The organism is Enterobacter cloacae complex sp. P38RS, from assembly GCF_014930775.1.
Taxonomy (GTDB): domain Bacteria; phylum Pseudomonadota; class Gammaproteobacteria; order Enterobacterales; family Enterobacteriaceae; genus Enterobacter; species Enterobacter bugandensis.
Window position 1 is genome coordinate 34,704 of the sequence record NZ_JADBRS010000023.1, and the last position, 17,527, is coordinate 52,230.

Consider the following 17,527-nt stretch of genomic DNA (forward strand, 5'->3'; position numbering starts at 1 on the left):
AGCGGGAGTATGGATTTCATTCTACCCTCCTGAAGAGGGGATAAAAGCAATGCTGACTGCATATTATGAGGGAAGAAATGGATAATGATATAATTGAACTATGGGAAAAAATAGAACAGCATTCTGTCAATGATAAAGAAAAGTCAATTAATGACTTTCTTGAAAAATTTACACTTACGGAATTCTGGGTTGAGTGTGAAGAATATGGTGAGAAGTTAGGTTTTGTGCTTAATGAAGCAACTGAAGATGATCTGAAATCGTTGCTATTTGTATATCCAGTGGATGGAGAAGAACCGCCGGATATGTTAACTAATGCAATAAATAAAGGAGGTAGAAAATTTCATAAATTTGATGGCGCTTCATTGTTGGGGATTTTACATGGTATTGGATGCTCTTTGATGATTGTATCCTCGGCACGGAAATTTGTTTGTATTAAGAAAGATATTATAAATAAATTTTATATTACTTTGACCGGTAATGTGAATTCTGGAAATAGTACTGGTGGTATACCCAAGAAATGTTTTTGGGTTGGTGTCGCTGCAATTGTATTGCTGTGTATCCTGGGGGGGAGGTTTTATCAGAAAAATTACTCCCAGGTATCAATGACTAATTTATCTGAGATATCGTGGCGAACAGTAAAAATTGACATTGCAAAAGGTAATTTCTCGGTAGATCTACCATTTAATTATGAAACTGATAGCTGGAAGAAAGATTTGGCTTATGAACTTCAGTCAGGAAATGTCTTTAGAGTCTATAAGAGCAACGATGCTGTCTTTCGTAATCATATTATTAATATTGGTTTTATCCCCTCCGGAACATCACTTTCTGAATCAATGACTGATTTGGATGCTGAAACCAGTTTGATGCTGTCTGCAATGCAGAAAAGATTGGGAGAAATAAAAATAAGCAGCAGAGAACATGTTGATATTAACAATAAAGATATGCTTATGGTTAAGGGGAATATGAAAGTAAACGGCGATGATGCGAGACTTACTACTGTTGTTGCGTTAACAGGGATGGGGGTTATGTGGATACAAGTGATCTCTACAAGAGGAGATTCTGAAGAACATGACTTTTTTGCAAATAAAATAATTAACAGTGTTGAGATAATGAAATGAAAGGCATTATCCGTAAAAACGACAAACTTTCCAGCGGTGGTTATGTCGCAGTAGGTTCTGAAACTATGAAATTTGGTGGTATCGGTGTGGCGCATAAGGACGACCCGGTGAGTTGCCCACTGAAGGGGCACAGTCCTTCTTTTATTGCAGAAGGCCATCCGACATTTAGGGATAATGGCAGACAGGTTGCCTTTCACGGCTATAAATGTACCTGCGGATGTACACTGATCGCTTCTTTAAGTAATGCTACTACGAGTAAATAATGCCCGTTGATCTTACCTGTATTCCACCACGTGCAAAACGACGATCTGCACCTGCTTTTAAGCGCTGGGTGATACTCCTGGTTGTACTTATTATGGCCGGAGCGGGGATCACCGCCTTTTTCTGGCCTACCAGTTCGCCCACTCATACGGCTACGTTCTGGTTTTGTTTTCTTGGAATCCCCTCAGTCATTGGTGGGGTTGCATTTGCGTTTCGCTGGCTGATTTATCTTGCTGGGGAATGGCTGGCAGATGGCTGGGATGCGGCCAGGGAGTGGGATCTTGCTCAGGACATTCGGTCCGGTCAGCGTAGTCTCGGTATGTTAGGTTACGTAGTTCACCTGCCGCATGTCATTTCCTCTGAATCCATTTCGCAACAGATGCAAGTACCTGAAGGTATTATATTGCCTACAAAGGTGGACGAGAATAGCGAGTTGCTTATCCACCACGCCAGTTTTAGCGATATGGGATTGCCTGTACTGGTGAGAGTAAAAGAACGGATAAACTCCTTGCTAAGGGAGACTGCGCTACAAAACGTATTTCAACGTATGCCCCAAAAGTCCCCCCTGGCTGTGTTATTTCAGTTCAGCCCGGATATATCTTTATTACCCGAAGAGCTCGCCGTGATAAAGCAATTGGTGCAAAACAGCATTGGTTTCCCTTTCAATATTACTTTTATCAGCGGGGAAGGATTACAGGCGATTGATGCGTGGCTTGATAGGCCAGATGCGATGCAGACCCTGCTTGTTATTACTCTGAACCTTACTGAAAAAATCATAGATGGTACCGGGGAAGCGGCGGCAGCACTATTGATGAGTTCACCTGAAAGACCTGAGGTAAACCGGAACGTTGTGGCTCAGGTCCATCGACCTGAACAGATGAAGACTACGCAAGATATGAGTAGCGCGCTTATGCAGTCATTACACTGGGGAGAGTCTGCTCCAGAAGAGATAAAACACGTCTGGTTAACGGGCACGGGTGTCAGCAATAAAGCAACAGCCTTGCTCTCAACCTCTGGTGTTCGATTTCCTGTTGCCGGACAACCATGTGATATTGATTTAAAAACAGGACTGACGAGGAATGTTTCACCCTGGCTTGCGATAGCTGTTGCCGCTGACCAGGCTGGACAGTCTGAATCATCACAGCTTGTTATGTACGTTCCGGACGAAAGTAAATATCCCTGGTTTATGATTGTTTGCCCTGTAGCGAAATAACTCACCAGCATTATCCATTGTCTGTGAACCGATGAGTTTACTTTCGGTTCCAGTTTTCCCACGACTGATAAAACTGCCATCAGCTTTTTGATCGGAGTGCACTGAAGTGACGCGTCTTTTGGCAATATTTAAAAATACAACGTTCCAGCTATGGCTGATTCTTTTGTTTCTTTTTGTAGTGGGAACGACAGTTTTCTGGTTACTTGAATTCTCTCCCGAAACGCTGGGAGTGACGGACGGCTCTGTACAGCAAGGATATTGGCTTTTTACCTGTGCGTTGCTGACTGGTGGTTTGGTGTTATTTATTATTCTATTTTTTATTGTCACTCGCCTGTTCGGTGAGAAAAACTATAAAGCTATTAAGGCTGCTTCAACCGGAAAAGAAGTAATGGCTCAGGTTGAAAAGAAAAAGGATAATACATACTGGAATGAGTATTTAACTCTCAGAACCTCCCTCCGCCGTAGATATACCTTCTTCTGGCACCATAAAATCCGTCTCTTGCTAATCTCTGGTGATGATGCCGCGATCGAACAGCTTGTTCCAGGCCTGCAACAGCAGCAGTGGCTTGAAGGCAACCGTACCGTGCTGATTTACGGCGGAAGTCTGACCTCTGAGCCTGACCGAGAGAAATACACCGCGCTACGTAAACTGCGCCGCGGACGCCCGCTGGACGGGATTGTTAGGGTGATGCCCCAGTCGCTTAATCTGACTCCACTAATCAGCGATAACGATTTACGCGGGCTTGAAAAAATCAGCGAACTGCTGCGCTATTCCGCGCCGGTTTGGTTATGGCAATTTTGCGACAGTAAATGGTCGCAGGCTAAACGCACTGAACAGCCGGTCGGGGCCAGTTTCCCGATCCGTGCCAGAGCCGACGACATTACCCGACAGCTTGAAATGATGCTGCCCGAACTGCGGGCGCAGGGCGTGAACCAGATACTGGAGAATAACAACCACGATTTCCTGCTGCGTCTTGGCCAGCATCTCAAAGACGGCGGTATCGCCCGCTGGGCTCAGCAACTGCTGCCATGGCTCTACGACGCTCAGCAGCGCGTTCCGCTGCGCGGCCTGATGTTCAGCCTGCCGGAGAATAAATCTGCTGATACGTCAGGGGGAAAAGCCGACGCTGAGAAATATGTTCCGGAGTCACAACGCCATGCCCTGACTCTGCCGGTGACATGGCAGGGGATCGTTGACGACTGCACCCGTATACGTGGCCGCCGGGTCGGTATGGCATGGGAACAGACGCTCGCCTGGACGCTGGCGGCCATCATTGGTCTCTGGGGGGCGGGGCTGTTGATCTCGTTTATGCTGAACTATGGACAAATTACCTCTGTAGCAGGAAAAGCCCGCAACCTGGTTGAACATCCTTCGGTATCCGACTATCAGCTGACGGCGCTGCATGCACTGCGAAACGACGCCGGGCGCATGTTGCACAATATTCAGGAAGGCACGCCCTGGTATCAGCGCTTCGGTCTTGACCATAATCAGCAACTGCTAAACGCGATGCTGCCCTGGTACGGCGTGGCGAACAACCGGCTCATAAGCGACCCGGCAAATGCTGCCCTGGCGCAAAAGCTCACAGCGCTGGTCAGTTCAGCGCCAAACAGCGACCAGCGGGCGCAGCTGGCGAAACCGGGTTATGACCAGCTGAAAGCCTGGCTGATGATGGCTCATCCGGATAAAGCCGACGGTGCATTTTACGCGCAAGCGATGAAAACCGTGCAGCCGACGCGTATGGGCATCTCAACCGGGCTATGGCAGAGTCTGTCGCCGGATTTATGGGCCTTCTACATCTCTGAACTGCCAAAGCAGCCACAGTGGAAAATCACCCCTGAGGCGCAGCTGGTCAGCCAGAGCCGTCAGGTGCTATTGCAGCAGATTGGCCGCCGCAACGCAGAAAGCACGCTGTACGAAAACATGCTCAAATCTGTACGCCGTAACTTTGCCGATGTGTCTCTGGAGGACATGACCGGCGGTACCGATGCCCGTCGCCTGTTTACCACCGATGAAGTCGTACCGGGCATGTTCACCCGCCAGGCATGGGAGGGGGGGATTCAGCAGGCCATTGAGAAAGCGGCAAGCTCGCGCAAGGATGAAATTGACTGGGTATTGAGCGATTCCCGCAAAGCCGTATCGGCGGATCTCTCTCCGGAAGCGCTCAAAGCGCGCCTGACAGAGCGTTACTTTACTGACTTTGCCGGCAGCTGGCTGAACTTCCTCAACAGCCTGCGATTAAATCCAACAAACAATATTGCCGATGTCACCGACCAACTGACGCTGATGAGCGATGTCCGCCAGTCGCCGCTGATTGCCCTGATGAATACCGTCGCCTGGCAGGGGCAGACCGGCCAGAAAAGCGAAGGCCTTTCGGACTCCATCATCAAATCGGCTAAAGACCTCGTAGGCGGGAAAGACAAACCGGCGATTGACCAGTCAGCGTCAGGCCCACAGGGACCTCTGGATGAAACCTTCGGCCCGCTGCTTCAGCTTCTGGGTAAAAACAACGGCAGTAACGTCATGTCGGCTGACAACTCTCTGAGCCTGCAGACCTATCTGACCCGTATTACCCGCGTGCGCCTGCGCCTGCAGCAGGTGGCCAGCGCCTCAGACCCGCAGGAGATGATGCAGACCCTGGCGCAAACCGTATTCCAGGGCAAAAGCGTGGATCTGACCGACACCCAGCAGTACGGCAGCCTCATTTCGGCAAGCCTTGGCGAAGAGTGGAGCGGTTTTGGCAGCACGATGTTTGTGCAGCCTTTGACCCAGGCCTGGGAGACCGTGCTTCAGCCGTCGGCAGCAAGTCTGAATGACAAATGGAGTCGCTCAGTTGTGGCTAACTGGCATACGGCATTTGACGGGCGCTTCCCGTTCGCCGCGAGCAAGAGTGATGCCTCTTTGCCCATGCTGGCCGAATTTATACGTAAGGACAGCGGGCGTGTTGAACGCTTCCTGACGACTGAACTCAGCGGTGTGCTGCATAAAGAGGGCAGTCAGTGGGTACCGGATAAGGTTAACAGCCAGGGGTTGAGCTTTAACCCAACGTTCCTGCGGGCGATTAATCAACTGAGCGAGCTGTCAGACATTCTGTTTACCGATGGCAGTCAGGGCATTAGCTTCGAGCTGCAGGCGCGCCCGGCACCGCAGGTAGTGGAAACTCAGTTGACCATTGATGGTCAAAAGCTGCACTACTTTAACCAGATGGCCGACTGGCAGTCCTTCCGCTGGCCGGGAGACACATACAAACCAGGAACAATGCTGACCTGGACCTCGGTCAACGCCGGAGCGCGTCTGTTTGGGGATTACAGCGGGACCTGGGGCTTTATTCGCTGGCTGGATCAGGGCAAGCGGCAGCAGCTTGACCGCAGCCAGTGGATGGTAAGTTTCACCGCCCCGGATGGTCGTACTCTGCAATGGGTACTGCGTTCACAGCTGGGCAGCGGGCCGCTGGCATTACTGGCACTGCACGGCTTCACGCTGCCGGATCAGATCTTCAGCGTCGACAGCGCGGCTACGGCTCAGGCGCTGATGGCCAACACGGAAAATAGTGACATGGATGGAATCGAATAATGAGCACTCTTCAGAATCTGGTTGCCGCCTGTCAGGCGGACGAAATTGAACTACGACAGCAGGCGCAGGTACGAACAGAAAGCTGGCGGCCCTGGCTTGTCCCTGTCAGCGACACCAATCCTACAGGGGAAGATCCGGGTTATGACGATGATTTCCAGCGTATCAGAGAGGAGGTGAACAAACTCTCCGGCATCGATACCGGGCTAATTTGTACGCTTGCCGAAAAATTGCTGACCACCACCGCCAAAGATATCCGGATTGCCACCTATTACTGCTGGGCGCGTCTGCACCAGGACGGGGAAACCGGCTTTGCCGAAGGGCTTGAACTGCTGGCAGGATTGCTGCAGCGCTACGGAGTGCAGCTTCATCCGCAGCGGGAGCGAAGCCGTAAACCGGCGCTGGAGTGGCTCGCAGGCTCTCGTCTGCTCGACAGCCTCTCCCTCTGGCCGGAAGTAGTGCGCAGCGATGCTCAGCGCACTGCCGGTGCGCTGTTGCTCATCCGCGACAGTCTGGAGACAGAGCCGGAAACGTCACGGCCAGAACTGAATGCGCTGTTCTGCGCGCTGGAATCCCGCCTGATGAAAGCCGGTGGCGTGGATGCTGTGGTTCCTCAGAACGCCAGTGACTCGTCTCAGCCACAGATCTTATCGCACGTGACAGAACATGATGCGCCCGTCCTGAGCCGCATTTCGTCCGGTCAGGATTTATTAGCCCAAGCACGTACCCTGACGGGATATCTGCGTGAGCAGCCCGATGGATGGCTTGCCGCACACCGGCTGATGAAAAGTCTGCGTCATGACACGCTGAGCGCTATCCCGGCTCCTGATGCAGAAGGGAAAACGCGCATCGAACCGCCGCGGGCTGACCAGCGGGCCATGCTCAAACGCCTGTATTTGCAGCAGAGTTGGCTGGAGATACTGGAGCACGCGGACAGCACCTTCTCGCGTGGCGCCAACCACCTCTGGCTGGATTTGCAGTGGTATATCCATCAGGCCCTGGTGAAATTGGGTCAGAATGTGTTGGCCGACATCATCGCCTCCGACCTGAAAGGGCTACTGCGTCGCCTCACCGGGCTTGAAACGCTGGCCTTTAATGACGGTACGCCGTTTGCTGATGAGGTCACGCTGAACTGGATAAATCAGAGCGTGCTGGACGATATGTCCGGCTGGCGTGATGAGCGAGTCAGTACTGCCGGTGAGACGGACAACGATATTCTGGCCCTCGAGCAGGAAGCGCTTGAGAAGGCGGACACGGATGGCCTGGATGCCACACTTCACTGGCTGCAGACTCTCCCGGGCAACGACTCCACGAAAGACAAATGGCTGCTGCGCCTGCTAATGGCCCGCGTGGCGGAACAAAAGGGTAAGAACGAACTGGCTCTGCATCTGCTGGGGGAACTCGATGGCGCTGCACAGTCCATCACCCTCACGCAGTGGACCCCAGCGCTGCTATTTGAAGTCAAATCGCGCCGTCTCAGACTGCTGCGCATGAAAGCCACCCGCAGCGAAACCGATAAATCTCGGCTTCAGCCCGAGATGGATCAGCTTCTGGCCGGTCTGATTGCGCTTGACCCGGCAGGCAGTGCGGTGCTTTGCGGGTAAAACGCCTGGCCTACCTTTAAAATTCATTTATTCAGGTTTTTATGGACGATTTAACCCTGCGTTACTACGACGCTGAAATGCGCTACCTGCTTGAAGCCGGCGAAGAGTTTGCCCGCGCGCACCCCGAGCAGGCAGCAATGCTCAACCTCGATAAAGCGGGCGCGCGCGACCCGTACGTGGAACGCCTTTTTGAGGGCTTTGCCTTCCTGATGGGGCGATTGCGTGAAAAGCTTGATGACGACCTGCCTGAACTGACCGAAGGGCTGGTCAGCCTGCTGTGGCCGCATTACCTGCGCACCATACCGTCGATGTCGGTGGTGGAGTTCACCCCTGAGTGGCGTGAGATGAAAGAGCAGATGCGCATCGTCAAAGGCTTTGAGGTGAACTCAAGGCCGATCGGTGAGAAGAGCACGCGCTGTCGGTATACCACAACCAAAGAGATTACTCTCCAGCCGTTGTCGCTTGAGCACGTCCGCCTGTCGACTGACCCTGACGGGCGTTCGGTTATTAGCCTGCGGTTTAACTGCAGCCATCTCGCCGACTGGAGCCGTATCGATCTCAGCCAGCTCCCGTTCTACTTCAACGCAGACGCACCACTAGCCTGCGCCATGCATGAAGCCTTTACCATGAATACGGCGCGCCTGTGGTTGCGGATGCCGGGTGATATAGACAGAAGACCGCTTGACGGCTATTTCGCCGTGCTGGGATTTGACGATGATGACGACCTTTGGCCGAAGGGGAGCAGTAGTTTTAGCGGCTATCAGCTGCTGCTGGAGTACTTCACCTTCCGTGAGAAATTCATGTTTACCGGCCTGCGTGGGCTGGAGACCGTAGTCTTTCCGGCTGAACTCCCCTGGTTTGAAATCGACGTGGTGCTGGCAGAACGCTGGGAACATGATTTCAGCTTTACCGAAAAGCATCTGCGCCTGAACTGTGTGCCGGTGATCAACCTGTTCCCGCTGGAATCTGACCCGCTGACGCTCAACTCCCTGCAGACTGAATACATGCTGCGACCGATGCGGGTGCAGGACGGCCATACTGAGATTTACTCTGTGGACTCGGTGATGTCATCCAGCCAGCTTACCTACGTGCCATTCTCGAGCTTCCGTCACAAAGGCGGCATGATGCGTCATGAAGCCCCGGAATATTATTATCACACTCGTGTGCGGCGCGGCCCGTCAGGCCTGTACAACACCTGGCTTATTCTGGGCGGCGAAGCGTTTGATAACCACACGGTACCAGAAGATGAAAGCCTGTCCCTGACGCTCACGGGCACAAACGGCCAGCTCCCGCGGCGAGCGCTGCAGAGCACCGTGCTCGATACAGTGATGAAAACGACTTCAGCCAGTATTGCCGTGCGTAACCTGTGTGCGCCGACGCTGCCCTGTTATCCCCCGGCGCAGGACCGTTTTCACTGGCGTGTGCTGAGCCACCTCGGCAGCGGGTTCCTGTCAATGATGGATAACGCCGACGTGCTGCGGGGTACCCTAGCGCTGTACGAGTGGACTGACAGCGAGATGAACCGCCGTCGTCTGGAGGCGATTATCGACGTGAAGCACAGTGAAACCGAACGCTTTGAGCAGGGGTACCTGGTGCGCGGGGTGCAGATTGAAGTGACGCTGGACAGCCACGGTTTTGCCGGGCGCGGCGACATCTGCCTGTTTGGTGAGATGCTGAGTCGTTTCTTTGCACTCTATACCGACATCTATCTGTTTAACCGCCTGATTATCATTCTGCAACCGACTGGAGAACGTCTGGAATGGCAAGAGAAGCACAACCGCCGTATTCCCGGCTGAGCCCACGGCTGGAGGCGGATCTTCACCGCATTAACTTTTACCGTTTCTGTCAACTGCTGGAGAAACGCAATCCTGGAAGGCCGCTGATGGGCTCAACCAGTCACCCCTCCGATGACCCGGTACGCTTTGCGCCGCATCCGGGGATGGGGTTTCCGGTTAGCGAACTGAGGGCTGTCGAGTATGACGAAGACGATGACGGCAAGCCGCCGGTTATCCGCACCACCTTTATGGGGATGTACGGCGTCGACTCACCACTGCCGACAGCCTATCTCGATGACATCACCCAGCGCCGGGAAGGGCATGAGGCGCTGCAGGGCTTTCTGGATATTTTCAGCCATCGCATCCTGACGCAGTTTTACCGCATCTGGCGCAAATACTCCTATCCCGCAACGTTTGAGCCGGGAGGAACAGACACCATTTCGCAGTCGCTGCTGGGTCTGGTGGGGCTGGGCATACCGGGCACTGCGAACCACATTGCCACACCGGTGTCCCGCTTTCTGGCGCTGCTGGGTGTGCTGCAGCAGCCGGGCAAAACCCAGGAGGGAATGCAGGCCCTGGTGACACTGCTGGCCCCGGATACTCTCGTGAAGGTCAGTCCATACTGCCTTCGACCGGTGGAGGTCAGTCAGCAACTGGGCTTCTACGGTGATGACGATTTTCAACTGGACGGCAATACCCCGCTGGGTGACGAAGCAATGGATGCCAGCAGCCAGCTGCTGATTGCCCTGTCCACCGAAAACGAACAGGAATCGCAGGGCTGGAAACCGGACGGTCTGCTGTATCAGGACTTTCTGGTGATGCTGCGTGTCTACCTCGGCTGGCGTTTTAAGGCAAAGATCACCCTCACCACTCTGACCCGCCTGCTGGCCGCTCCGCCGCTCGGCGAAGGACCTTTCTGGCTGGGTATGAACGGGGTGCTGGGTGCAGAGGGGCAGAGCCTTCCGGATGATATACCTGAAACCTTTACGACAGAGCTGGGTTATTACAGCGGGCTGGAGCCTGCGAAACCGCAACAAGGAAACCGACGTGTTACGTACAAGTTTAAATAAAGCCACGCGCTGGCTAATGCCTCTGATGGCGCTCACTTTGACAGGCTGCGGGGTGACCCAAAGCGTCACCGACGGCACCAAATCGGCGTTTACTTCCGTGTTCTATAAAAAAATTAAAATCCTGCATCTGGATTTCACCGCGCGTGAGGCGCTGAACACCGACTCCCGCGAAAATAACTCACTGTCTGAGCCTGTTGTGGTGCGGGTTTATCAGCTTAAAGACCGCAAAAACTTTGATAAGACGGTTTACCAGCAACTGCTACAGGATGATGCCAGCATTCTGAAAGACGACATGCTGGCCAGTCGTGACGTCGTGGTGAAGCCGGGCGGGGATGCAAGCCTTGATATGCCGATGGAAGAAGAAGCGCAGTTTGTTGCGGTAGTGGGACTGTTCCGCCATCCGGACATGACTAACGACACCTGGAAGCAGGTTATCAAGCGCAGCGATCTGGATCCGGATAAACCGCGCATTCTGGAAGCCGGCGATAACCATCTGACGCTGCAACCGCTTAAGGACGACTGATGCCCCAGGAACATAACACACCTTCGCTCTATGAAATGCTAACCGGAAATTTTACCGGCGGCCTCGAGCTTAACCAGGTCAGTGAGCAGAACCAGGTGATTTTATCGGTACTTGATAACATGCAGCGCGTTCTCAACTGTCGCGCCGGCACGCTGGCGCATCTGCCCGACTACGGGCTGCCTGATATGACGAAAATTCTGCAGGGTATGCCTGGAACGGCCCATGAGCTTATGGGCACATTGTCTGCCGTCCTGCTCAAATATGAACCCCGACTGAAAAAAATAGATGTGGTTCTGCTGGAGCAGGACGTACCCGGCGAACTGCGCTATGCCATTGACGCTGAACTTAAAGGGGTTGGGCTGGTGCGCTACGGCACCGAGTTTATGCCCGAAGGACGGGTTCTGTTGAGGCACCTCAGGCAGCAACAGTATCTCGACACGTCAACGCGTATATGAGGTCAGTTAGCACAATGTCAATAAAATCACAGTTCCTGAAAAAATTGCAGGCCAGACAACCTGCGCCGGCTTTGCCTTGCAGCAAGAGTCAGATAGACATAGCTGAGTTTCGCCAGCGAATGGAGCGACTTCAGACGCAGATGGATGAGTGGCTGACAGGTACCGGACTGAACGTGGAGCCGCTGGCGGCATTCGTTTCGGACCTGCTGGTGGAGGGAGGGGCTTTCGAGATTTCCGGTATCGTTCTGCGTTATGACAACCGGGCAGTAAAATTTATGCCGGTATTTTTGTATGGTCAGGGCGTGGCTGGCTGTGTCGAGATAACATTCTGTTCCGGGAAAAATGTTATTTCTCAAGGCCGCCTGTTCATGCGGGTTAGGGGAGTGAGTAACTGGACTTATAGTCCCCCTGATACATCGCCTGAGTCTGGACAACGATTTGATGAAGCTATTTTTTTCGGTCTGATTTTAGCGCTGTTGCCATAGCGTTAATATTCATCCCCTTTATTAGTTACTCAGCACTGGACCGCGAAACAATCATGGAAGCAATAATGAAAAAACTCAGCCTCTTTCTAATGTTGAGTGTGTTTTTTAACTTACAGGCTGAGGCTGCACGAGGAAGACAGCCCTGTTCAGGTTCAAAAGGAGGAATTGCACATTGCACCTCGGATGGTCGTTTTGTCTGTAACGACGGCAGTTTTAGCCAGTCGAAGCGATTCTGCTCCGGGTACGGTAACGCCATAACTCACCAGCAGGAAAAGCCTTCCCTTCCCGCCAGTAAAACACGGACGAAAAAGACGGTAACTCAGAAAAACAAGGAGCAACAGGCCCTGGCAGAAAGCGACGAGCCGGTCAGCACGCAACCCCGTCAGCCCACATGCGCTCCTCTCTATATGGCAAACAAGCCCGGCTTCACCCATTTACCAATTTGTTCAGGGAATCAGTATTAATCCATGTGAAAGAGATTCTTTGCCACGGTGTGGATTGAATAAACTGGATTGCAAGAAGAAAGGAAATAAATAAAAATGGCACGAGGAAAAAAAGATAACAATGCCGCGGGAATTATTCTGGTTATTATTGGTATAATTGCGTGGGGTATTTATGTCGCAGTAAGAGTATTAATTAATTTGAATGAGCGATTTATTGAATCTGTGTCGAATCCAGCAGGGATAATCGCTCTGTTCTTTGGCTTGCTGATAGCCGTTGCATTGATAATACGGATTTTCATTTACCGGGGCTTCCGTAATAGAACAGCGGAGCTTGAACAGGCCGTGTTTGACCTGGCACAGAAAGAGAAAGCCTTTGAAGAAACGGTCAGTACTGAAGTGGCTCGCGGCCTGTATCAGGAAAAGAAACAGCTTTCGGGTCAGTGGGAGGAATTTCACAATGCCAGAAAAAAAGCCTCTCGGGCACTGCAGCGTATTGTGGACACAGCATATAAATTCAAAGTCAAAACACTGCTCTCCGGCACTACGGTAAATAACTGGCAAAGCAAGTACGACCAGCTCAGGAAGGAGAGAGAGGCTTACTCAGCTATCAGTGAAAAAATCAATTTTCTCGAGCTTGAGGATAACGCCGACTGGGAAAGCGTAAAACAGCAATTTCTGGATAAGGTCGCCCTGCTGGAAAAAGCGCAGGAAGAAAAAGAATTTCAGGCCGAGCTCAAACGTCAGATGCGAGAAGAAAAGCAGCGTCAGGACGAACTGGACAGGAAGCAGCACGAAGCGGAAGAGGAAGAGCAACGCCTTGCTGAACAACAGCGTTTACTGGAGGAAGCTCTACTTGCCGCTGAAGGTGCTCACAGGGAAGAACTGGAAAGACAGCGCCTGGAGTTGGAGCAGAAAATTCAGGACGTCCACCAGCAGTATGAACGCGCCAAATCCATGGCCCAGCTTACAAAACAGGGACATGTGTATGTGATTTCGAATATCGGCTCTTTCGGTGAAAACGTCTTCAAAATCGGTATGACCCGACGACTGGAGCCCATGGAGCGCGTAAAAGAACTCAGTGGTGCCGCCGTGCCTTTTGATTTTGACGTTCACGCCATGATTTCCTGCAATGACGCCCCCGCGCTTGAAAAGACGCTTCATGACCATCTGGAAAGCTACCGGATTAACAAAATTAACCTGCGTAAGGAGTTTTTCCGTGTCGAGCTCAGCAAAATTATCGATGAGGTAGAACGTCACCATGGTCAGGTTGAATATATTGCAGACCCTGTTGCCCTACAGTATCTGCAAAGTCTTGAATATGCAGAAAGCGAAGCAGCATAAACGATAATTCGCCATAGTTCCTCAAGTAAAAGGAATACCTGGTCATGAATGACATCACCCCGCGTAAAATAAAAACCGGCGGCGACCCGCGCACGCTTCCGGAATATACCTCCCTTCGTAATGAATTGAATAAACTAAGCCATCCAGCGCGCCCGGATGTGAACTGGGTATACGTTGAAAAACGCTGCCTTTCATTATTCGAGCAAAACGGCGTTGAGTTGCAGACCGCAGCCTGGTACACCCTTGCCCGTACGCACCTGTCTGGATTAGCTGGTCTGAATGAAGGGCTCGCTATCCTGGAGGCGCTGATTAGTCGTCAGTGGGATGTTCTCTGGCCGCAGTCGCTGCAGGTTCGTATGGAAATCCTTAGCAGCCTGAGCCAGCGCCTGCAGCAGCTCATGCGTATGCTTCCATTAAATAACGGTAATCTTCGCGAACTTTATAGCGCTGAAGCGTTGCTTACACGCCTGGGCGAGGTGCTTCAGCGCCTTGAGCTCAAACACCTTAGCCAGTTTGATACGTTACGAATGGTGATACATTCAAGCGCAGCAAGGCTGGAAACCAGTACAGGCATGACAGACTTGAATGGGAGCGGGCCCGGCAGTGAATCGCCTCCGGAGAGGACAGAGCCGATCGAAGCGGTGAAATGGGTCTATGTTGCGCAGCAGGAAACCGAGCCGAAGAGTGAGGACAGTATGGCGGCTCACGGGTCTGTCAGACCATGGAAACCTTTTGTCGCTGGGGCGTGTTCTGCGCTGCTGGCCTGCGTCGCCGTAGCGTGGGGAGGGGGCTTTCTGTCCAGACCCGATCCCTTAACGACTCAAGCCATTGCCTCGCTGGCGCCGTTACCTGAAGTGCTTACACCTGTTCAGCAAGACGCGTTAACGCAGCGAGGAACGTTACCGTCTACGTTTATCTCAGATACGCAGCAGCAGCTTGCACGGCTGGATAAACTGTCTCCTGACTGGAATATTTCCTACAGCCTACAGCTGTTAAAGCAGCTCCAGACATTACGGCCCGAAGAGGCTAAAGCGCTGATAATACAGTGGCAAAAAAAGTTTAACGCGACGGCGTTGCCCGTAGACGCAATGAACAGCTGGTATCAGGGGATGATGACGCTTCAGCAACTGAGTGATCGGCTGAGTCGTCTGGATGAGCAAAAAGGAAAATATATAACCGTGAGTGAGCTAAAATCCGTGGTTTTTTCGACTATACAGTCATTTAACCATGCGATACCCGCTGAAGAGCAGCTCAGGCGCCTGTCGCAGTACCCTGCAGGAAGTGCGCTCCCTGAAGCAGAAAAGACCCAACTTGAGCTTCACCTAAAGCAACTGGCAACGCGTTATGCTCAAATAAAGCAGGATGCTTCTGCTCAATGAGTTTTTGCAGCGAACAGACTAATTTGGGTTAAAAACAGAGGAAGATAAAAGTGTCCCCTGCAGGAATCGAACCTGCAACTAGCCCTTAGGAGGGGCTCGTTATATCCATTTAACTAAGGGGACGAGGCGGCACGAGTATAGCGTTATTTACACTTTGCGTTAAGCGCGTTGCCGCCTGACTGCTCAAAGAGTCACCATTCAGGTTGATTTTTTTGCTGCTTTATCCTTTTCTGCCTGCGCCTTAAGCTCGGCTTTGCGTTTATTCGACATGTCGTTACGGATTTGGGCATGGCTTAACAGCGCGAAGATAAACGTTCCGCCGCAGATATTCCCCGCCAGCGTCGGAATGGCGAACGGCCAGAAAAAATCGCTCCAGTGAAGCGTACCGTTAAAGACCAGATACAGTATCTCAACGGTACCGACCACGATATGCGTGGTATCCGCCAGCGCAATTAGCCATGTCATGAGTATGATCACCACGATTTTAGCGCTACCGGCAGAAGGGAACATCCACACCATTGTGGCGATAATCCACCCAGAGATGATGGCATTAGAAAACATTTCGACCGGCGTGTTTTTCATCACATCCATGCCAATTTTCACAAACGCGTCCCGGGTGGGTTCATCAAATATCGGCATATATTCAAATGCCCAGGCCGCGATGCCCGTGCCGATGATATTTCCCAGCAGAACCACGCTCCAGAGCCTCATCAATAAACCAAAATTGCCGAGGGTGGGGTTTTGCATCACCGGCAGTACGGCGGTCACCGTGTTCTCCGTAAACAGCTGCTGGCGTGCCATGATGACGATAATAAAGCCGAAGGTGTAGCCGAGGTTCTCCAGTAAAAATCCGCCGGGCACGCCCTCCAGCTGCACATGAAATATCCCTTTAGCAAGCAGCGAGGCGCCCATTGACAGTCCAGCCGCGATAGCTGACCAGAAGAGGGCCATGGCATCGCGCTCCATCTCCTTTTCGCCGTCCTGGCGTATATGTTCGTGAATTGCCATCGCGCGGGAGGGGAGGCGATCCTCATCAATCTCTATCTCCTCCCCGCGCGCTTTCTCCTCGCTTTCAATTTCATGTTCCTCATTACTTTCGCCAATTTTGTCTTCACCCACTTCTTTCATATCTGCTCCCGGAGGTTGATCTTTCTTTTAAGCGTAGCGGCTTTTATCGGGATGCCTGTGGGGATGCTCTTAAATTGGCGGGAATGACAACAAAGGTGATACATCTTGTTCAAAGACATTATAAAATTGCCAGCGAAACGAATTCCAAAAGTCAGGCTATGCTGAGATCAGAGTCACGGTGATTACTGCCCGTAACTGTACTCATAGACATCGGTAAACGTGCTGTTACAATCACTTGCACGTTTTCAGACGGAGCGCCAGATGCTCCGTTACGGATGGCAATCAACGATAGCCATACTGAACAGGGAGATATTTATGAAACTTCGGCTGTCGGCGCTTGCGCTGGGCGCGACGATGCTTGTGGGCTGCGCCAGCTCCGGGGAGCAAACGGGACGCTCCGATCCTCTCGAAGGATTTAACCGCTCTATGTATAGCTTCAACTACAACGTGCTGGACCCGTATGTGGTTCGCCCGGTGGCAGTAGCATGGCGTGATTACGTTCCACAGCCCGCGCGTAACGGGTTAAGCAATTTTACCAGCAACCTCGAAGAGCCTGCGGTGATGGTCAACTATTTCCTGCAGGGCGATCCGTATCAGGGGATGGTGCACTTTACGCGCTTCTTCCTGAACTCCCTGCTGGGTATGGGGGGTTTTATCGATGTTGCAGGTATGGCAAACCCGAAACTGCAGCGTGAACAGCCGCACCGTTTCGGCAGTACGCTGGGGCATTATGGTGTCGGTTACGGTCCTTACGTCCATCTGCCGTTCTATGGCAGCTTCACCGTGCGTGATGATGGCGGCGATATGGTCGATACGCTGTATCCGGTTCTGTCGTGGCTGACCTGGCCGCTGTCGGTGGGTAAATGGACGGTGGAAGGGATTGAAACCCGTGCGCAACTGCTCGATTCAGACGGCCTGCTGCGCCAGTCGTCCGATCCGTACATTATGGTGCGTGAAGCGTACTTCCAGAATCATGACTTTATCGCCAACGGTGGCAAGCTGAAGCCGGAAGATAATCCAAACGCGAAGGCAATTGAAAACGAACTCAAAGATATTGATTCGGAATAAATAAAAAAGGTGAGCAACGCTCTAATGCCGATCAGTTAAGGATCGGTTGACCGATCCAGTGGCTGTGTAAGAATCCGGAAATGCTCACCCGTTTCC

15 protein-coding genes and 1 tRNA gene are annotated in these 17,527 nt (G+C 52.3%); 14 read left to right on the plus strand and 2 right to left on the minus strand.

The annotated features are described in order from the left end of the window. Positions 1-77: 77 nt before the first annotated feature. From IM303_RS21195 to IM303_RS21255, 13 genes are all read left to right on the plus strand, one after another. Entirely contained in the window at positions 78-1,118 is a 1,041-nt protein-coding gene (locus tag IM303_RS21195; protein ID WP_127334664.1) for a hypothetical protein, read from the plus strand. Then, positions 1,115-1,381: a PAAR domain-containing protein gene (locus tag IM303_RS21200; RefSeq protein ID WP_075206567.1), complete on the plus strand. Its 267-nt coding sequence runs from the start codon at positions 1,115-1,117 to the stop codon at positions 1,379-1,381. The genes IM303_RS21195 and IM303_RS21200 overlap by 4 nt, the downstream gene beginning before the upstream one ends. Continuing rightward, positions 1,381-2,592 (plus strand): hypothetical protein, encoded by a 1,212-nt coding sequence (locus IM303_RS21205; RefSeq protein WP_192971244.1) that lies wholly within the window; start codon positions 1,381-1,383, stop codon positions 2,590-2,592. Before IM303_RS21200 ends, IM303_RS21205 begins: the two co-directional genes overlap by 1 nt. A 388-nt stretch (positions 2,593-2,980) precedes the next feature. Beyond that, positions 2,981-6,163, plus strand: a complete 3,183-nt coding sequence (locus tag IM303_RS21210; RefSeq protein WP_370552702.1) for an ImcF-related family protein — start codon at positions 2,981-2,983, stop codon at positions 6,161-6,163. Continuing rightward, positions 6,163-7,764: a type VI secretion system protein TssA gene (tssA, locus tag IM303_RS21215; RefSeq protein ID WP_049000907.1), complete on the plus strand. Its 1,602-nt coding sequence runs from the start codon at positions 6,163-6,165 to the stop codon at positions 7,762-7,764. Before IM303_RS21210 ends, tssA begins: the two co-directional genes overlap by 1 nt. Positions 7,765-7,805: 41 nt before the next feature. Then, positions 7,806-9,560, plus strand: a complete 1,755-nt coding sequence (gene tssF, locus IM303_RS21220) for a type VI secretion system baseplate subunit TssF (protein ID WP_049000904.1) — start codon at positions 7,806-7,808, stop codon at positions 9,558-9,560. Then, positions 9,524-10,609, plus strand: a complete 1,086-nt coding sequence (gene tssG, locus IM303_RS21225) for a type VI secretion system baseplate subunit TssG (protein WP_049000902.1) — start codon at positions 9,524-9,526, stop codon at positions 10,607-10,609. The genes tssF and tssG overlap by 37 nt, the downstream gene beginning before the upstream one ends. Continuing rightward, complete coding sequence (gene tssJ / locus IM303_RS21230; protein WP_049000901.1) at positions 10,587-11,132, plus strand: type VI secretion system lipoprotein TssJ; 546 nt, start codon at positions 10,587-10,589, stop codon at positions 11,130-11,132. The genes tssG and tssJ overlap by 23 nt, the downstream gene beginning before the upstream one ends. Continuing rightward, positions 11,132-11,587: a type VI secretion system baseplate subunit TssE gene (gene tssE / locus IM303_RS21235; protein ID WP_049000899.1), complete on the plus strand. Its 456-nt coding sequence runs from the start codon at positions 11,132-11,134 to the stop codon at positions 11,585-11,587. The genes tssJ and tssE overlap by 1 nt, the downstream gene beginning before the upstream one ends. Before the next feature lie 14 nt (positions 11,588-11,601). Then, positions 11,602-12,072, plus strand: a complete 471-nt coding sequence (locus IM303_RS21240; protein WP_049000952.1) for a hypothetical protein — start codon at positions 11,602-11,604, stop codon at positions 12,070-12,072. Positions 12,073-12,137: 65 nt separating this feature from the next. Continuing rightward, positions 12,138-12,536, plus strand: coding sequence for a hypothetical protein (locus IM303_RS21245; protein WP_049000896.1), 399 nt, complete (start codon positions 12,138-12,140; stop codon positions 12,534-12,536). A 75-nt stretch (positions 12,537-12,611) separates the two neighbouring features. Next, complete coding sequence (locus IM303_RS21250) at positions 12,612-13,856, plus strand: GIY-YIG nuclease family protein (protein ID WP_049000894.1); 1,245 nt, start codon at positions 12,612-12,614, stop codon at positions 13,854-13,856. A 44-nt stretch (positions 13,857-13,900) separates the two neighbouring features. Next, positions 13,901-15,235, plus strand: a complete 1,335-nt coding sequence (locus IM303_RS21255; RefSeq protein WP_049000893.1) for a VasL domain-containing protein — start codon at positions 13,901-13,903, stop codon at positions 15,233-15,235. A gap of 51 nt (positions 15,236-15,286) precedes the next feature. Here the strand turns inward: IM303_RS21255 and IM303_RS21260 are convergent. After that, a tRNA-Arg gene (locus IM303_RS21260) sits at positions 15,287-15,358 on the minus strand. Between the two features lie 75 nt (positions 15,359-15,433). After that, positions 15,434-16,363 (minus strand): formate/nitrite transporter family protein, encoded by a 930-nt coding sequence (locus IM303_RS21265; RefSeq protein ID WP_041908869.1) that lies wholly within the window; start codon positions 16,361-16,363, stop codon positions 15,434-15,436. A 315-nt stretch (positions 16,364-16,678) separates the two neighbouring features. On the opposite strand from IM303_RS21265, the gene mlaA reads away from it, so the two are divergent. Next, entirely contained in the window at positions 16,679-17,431 is a 753-nt protein-coding gene (mlaA, locus tag IM303_RS21270; protein WP_041908870.1) for a phospholipid-binding lipoprotein MlaA, read from the plus strand. Positions 17,432-17,527: the final 96 nt, after the last annotated feature.

Coding starts and splice junctions, on each gene's coding strand:
- IM303_RS21195 (WP_127334664.1), top strand. CDS start 78: ATGGATAATGATATAATTGAACTATGGGAAAAAATAGAACAGCATTCT.
- IM303_RS21200 (WP_075206567.1), top strand. CDS start 1,115: ATGAAAGGCATTATCCGTAAAAACGACAAACTTTCCAGCGGTGGTTAT.
- IM303_RS21205 (WP_192971244.1), top strand. CDS start 1,381: ATGCCCGTTGATCTTACCTGTATTCCACCACGTGCAAAACGACGATCT.
- IM303_RS21210 (WP_370552702.1), top strand. CDS start 2,981: ATGGCTCAGGTTGAAAAGAAAAAGGATAATACATACTGGAATGAGTAT.
- tssA (WP_049000907.1), top strand. CDS start 6,163: ATGAGCACTCTTCAGAATCTGGTTGCCGCCTGTCAGGCGGACGAAATT.
- tssF (WP_049000904.1), top strand. CDS start 7,806: ATGGACGATTTAACCCTGCGTTACTACGACGCTGAAATGCGCTACCTG.
- tssG (WP_049000902.1), top strand. CDS start 9,524: ATGGCAAGAGAAGCACAACCGCCGTATTCCCGGCTGAGCCCACGGCTG.
- tssE (WP_049000899.1), top strand. CDS start 11,132: ATGCCCCAGGAACATAACACACCTTCGCTCTATGAAATGCTAACCGGA.
- IM303_RS21240 (WP_049000952.1), top strand. CDS start 11,602: ATGTCAATAAAATCACAGTTCCTGAAAAAATTGCAGGCCAGACAACCT.
- IM303_RS21245 (WP_049000896.1), top strand. CDS start 12,138: ATGAAAAAACTCAGCCTCTTTCTAATGTTGAGTGTGTTTTTTAACTTA.
- IM303_RS21250 (WP_049000894.1), top strand. CDS start 12,612: ATGGCACGAGGAAAAAAAGATAACAATGCCGCGGGAATTATTCTGGTT.
- IM303_RS21255 (WP_049000893.1), top strand. CDS start 13,901: ATGAATGACATCACCCCGCGTAAAATAAAAACCGGCGGCGACCCGCGC.
- IM303_RS21265 (WP_041908869.1), bottom strand. CDS start 16,363: ATGAAAGAAGTGGGTGAAGACAAAATTGGCGAAAGTAATGAGGAACAT.
- mlaA (WP_041908870.1), top strand. CDS start 16,679: ATGAAACTTCGGCTGTCGGCGCTTGCGCTGGGCGCGACGATGCTTGTG.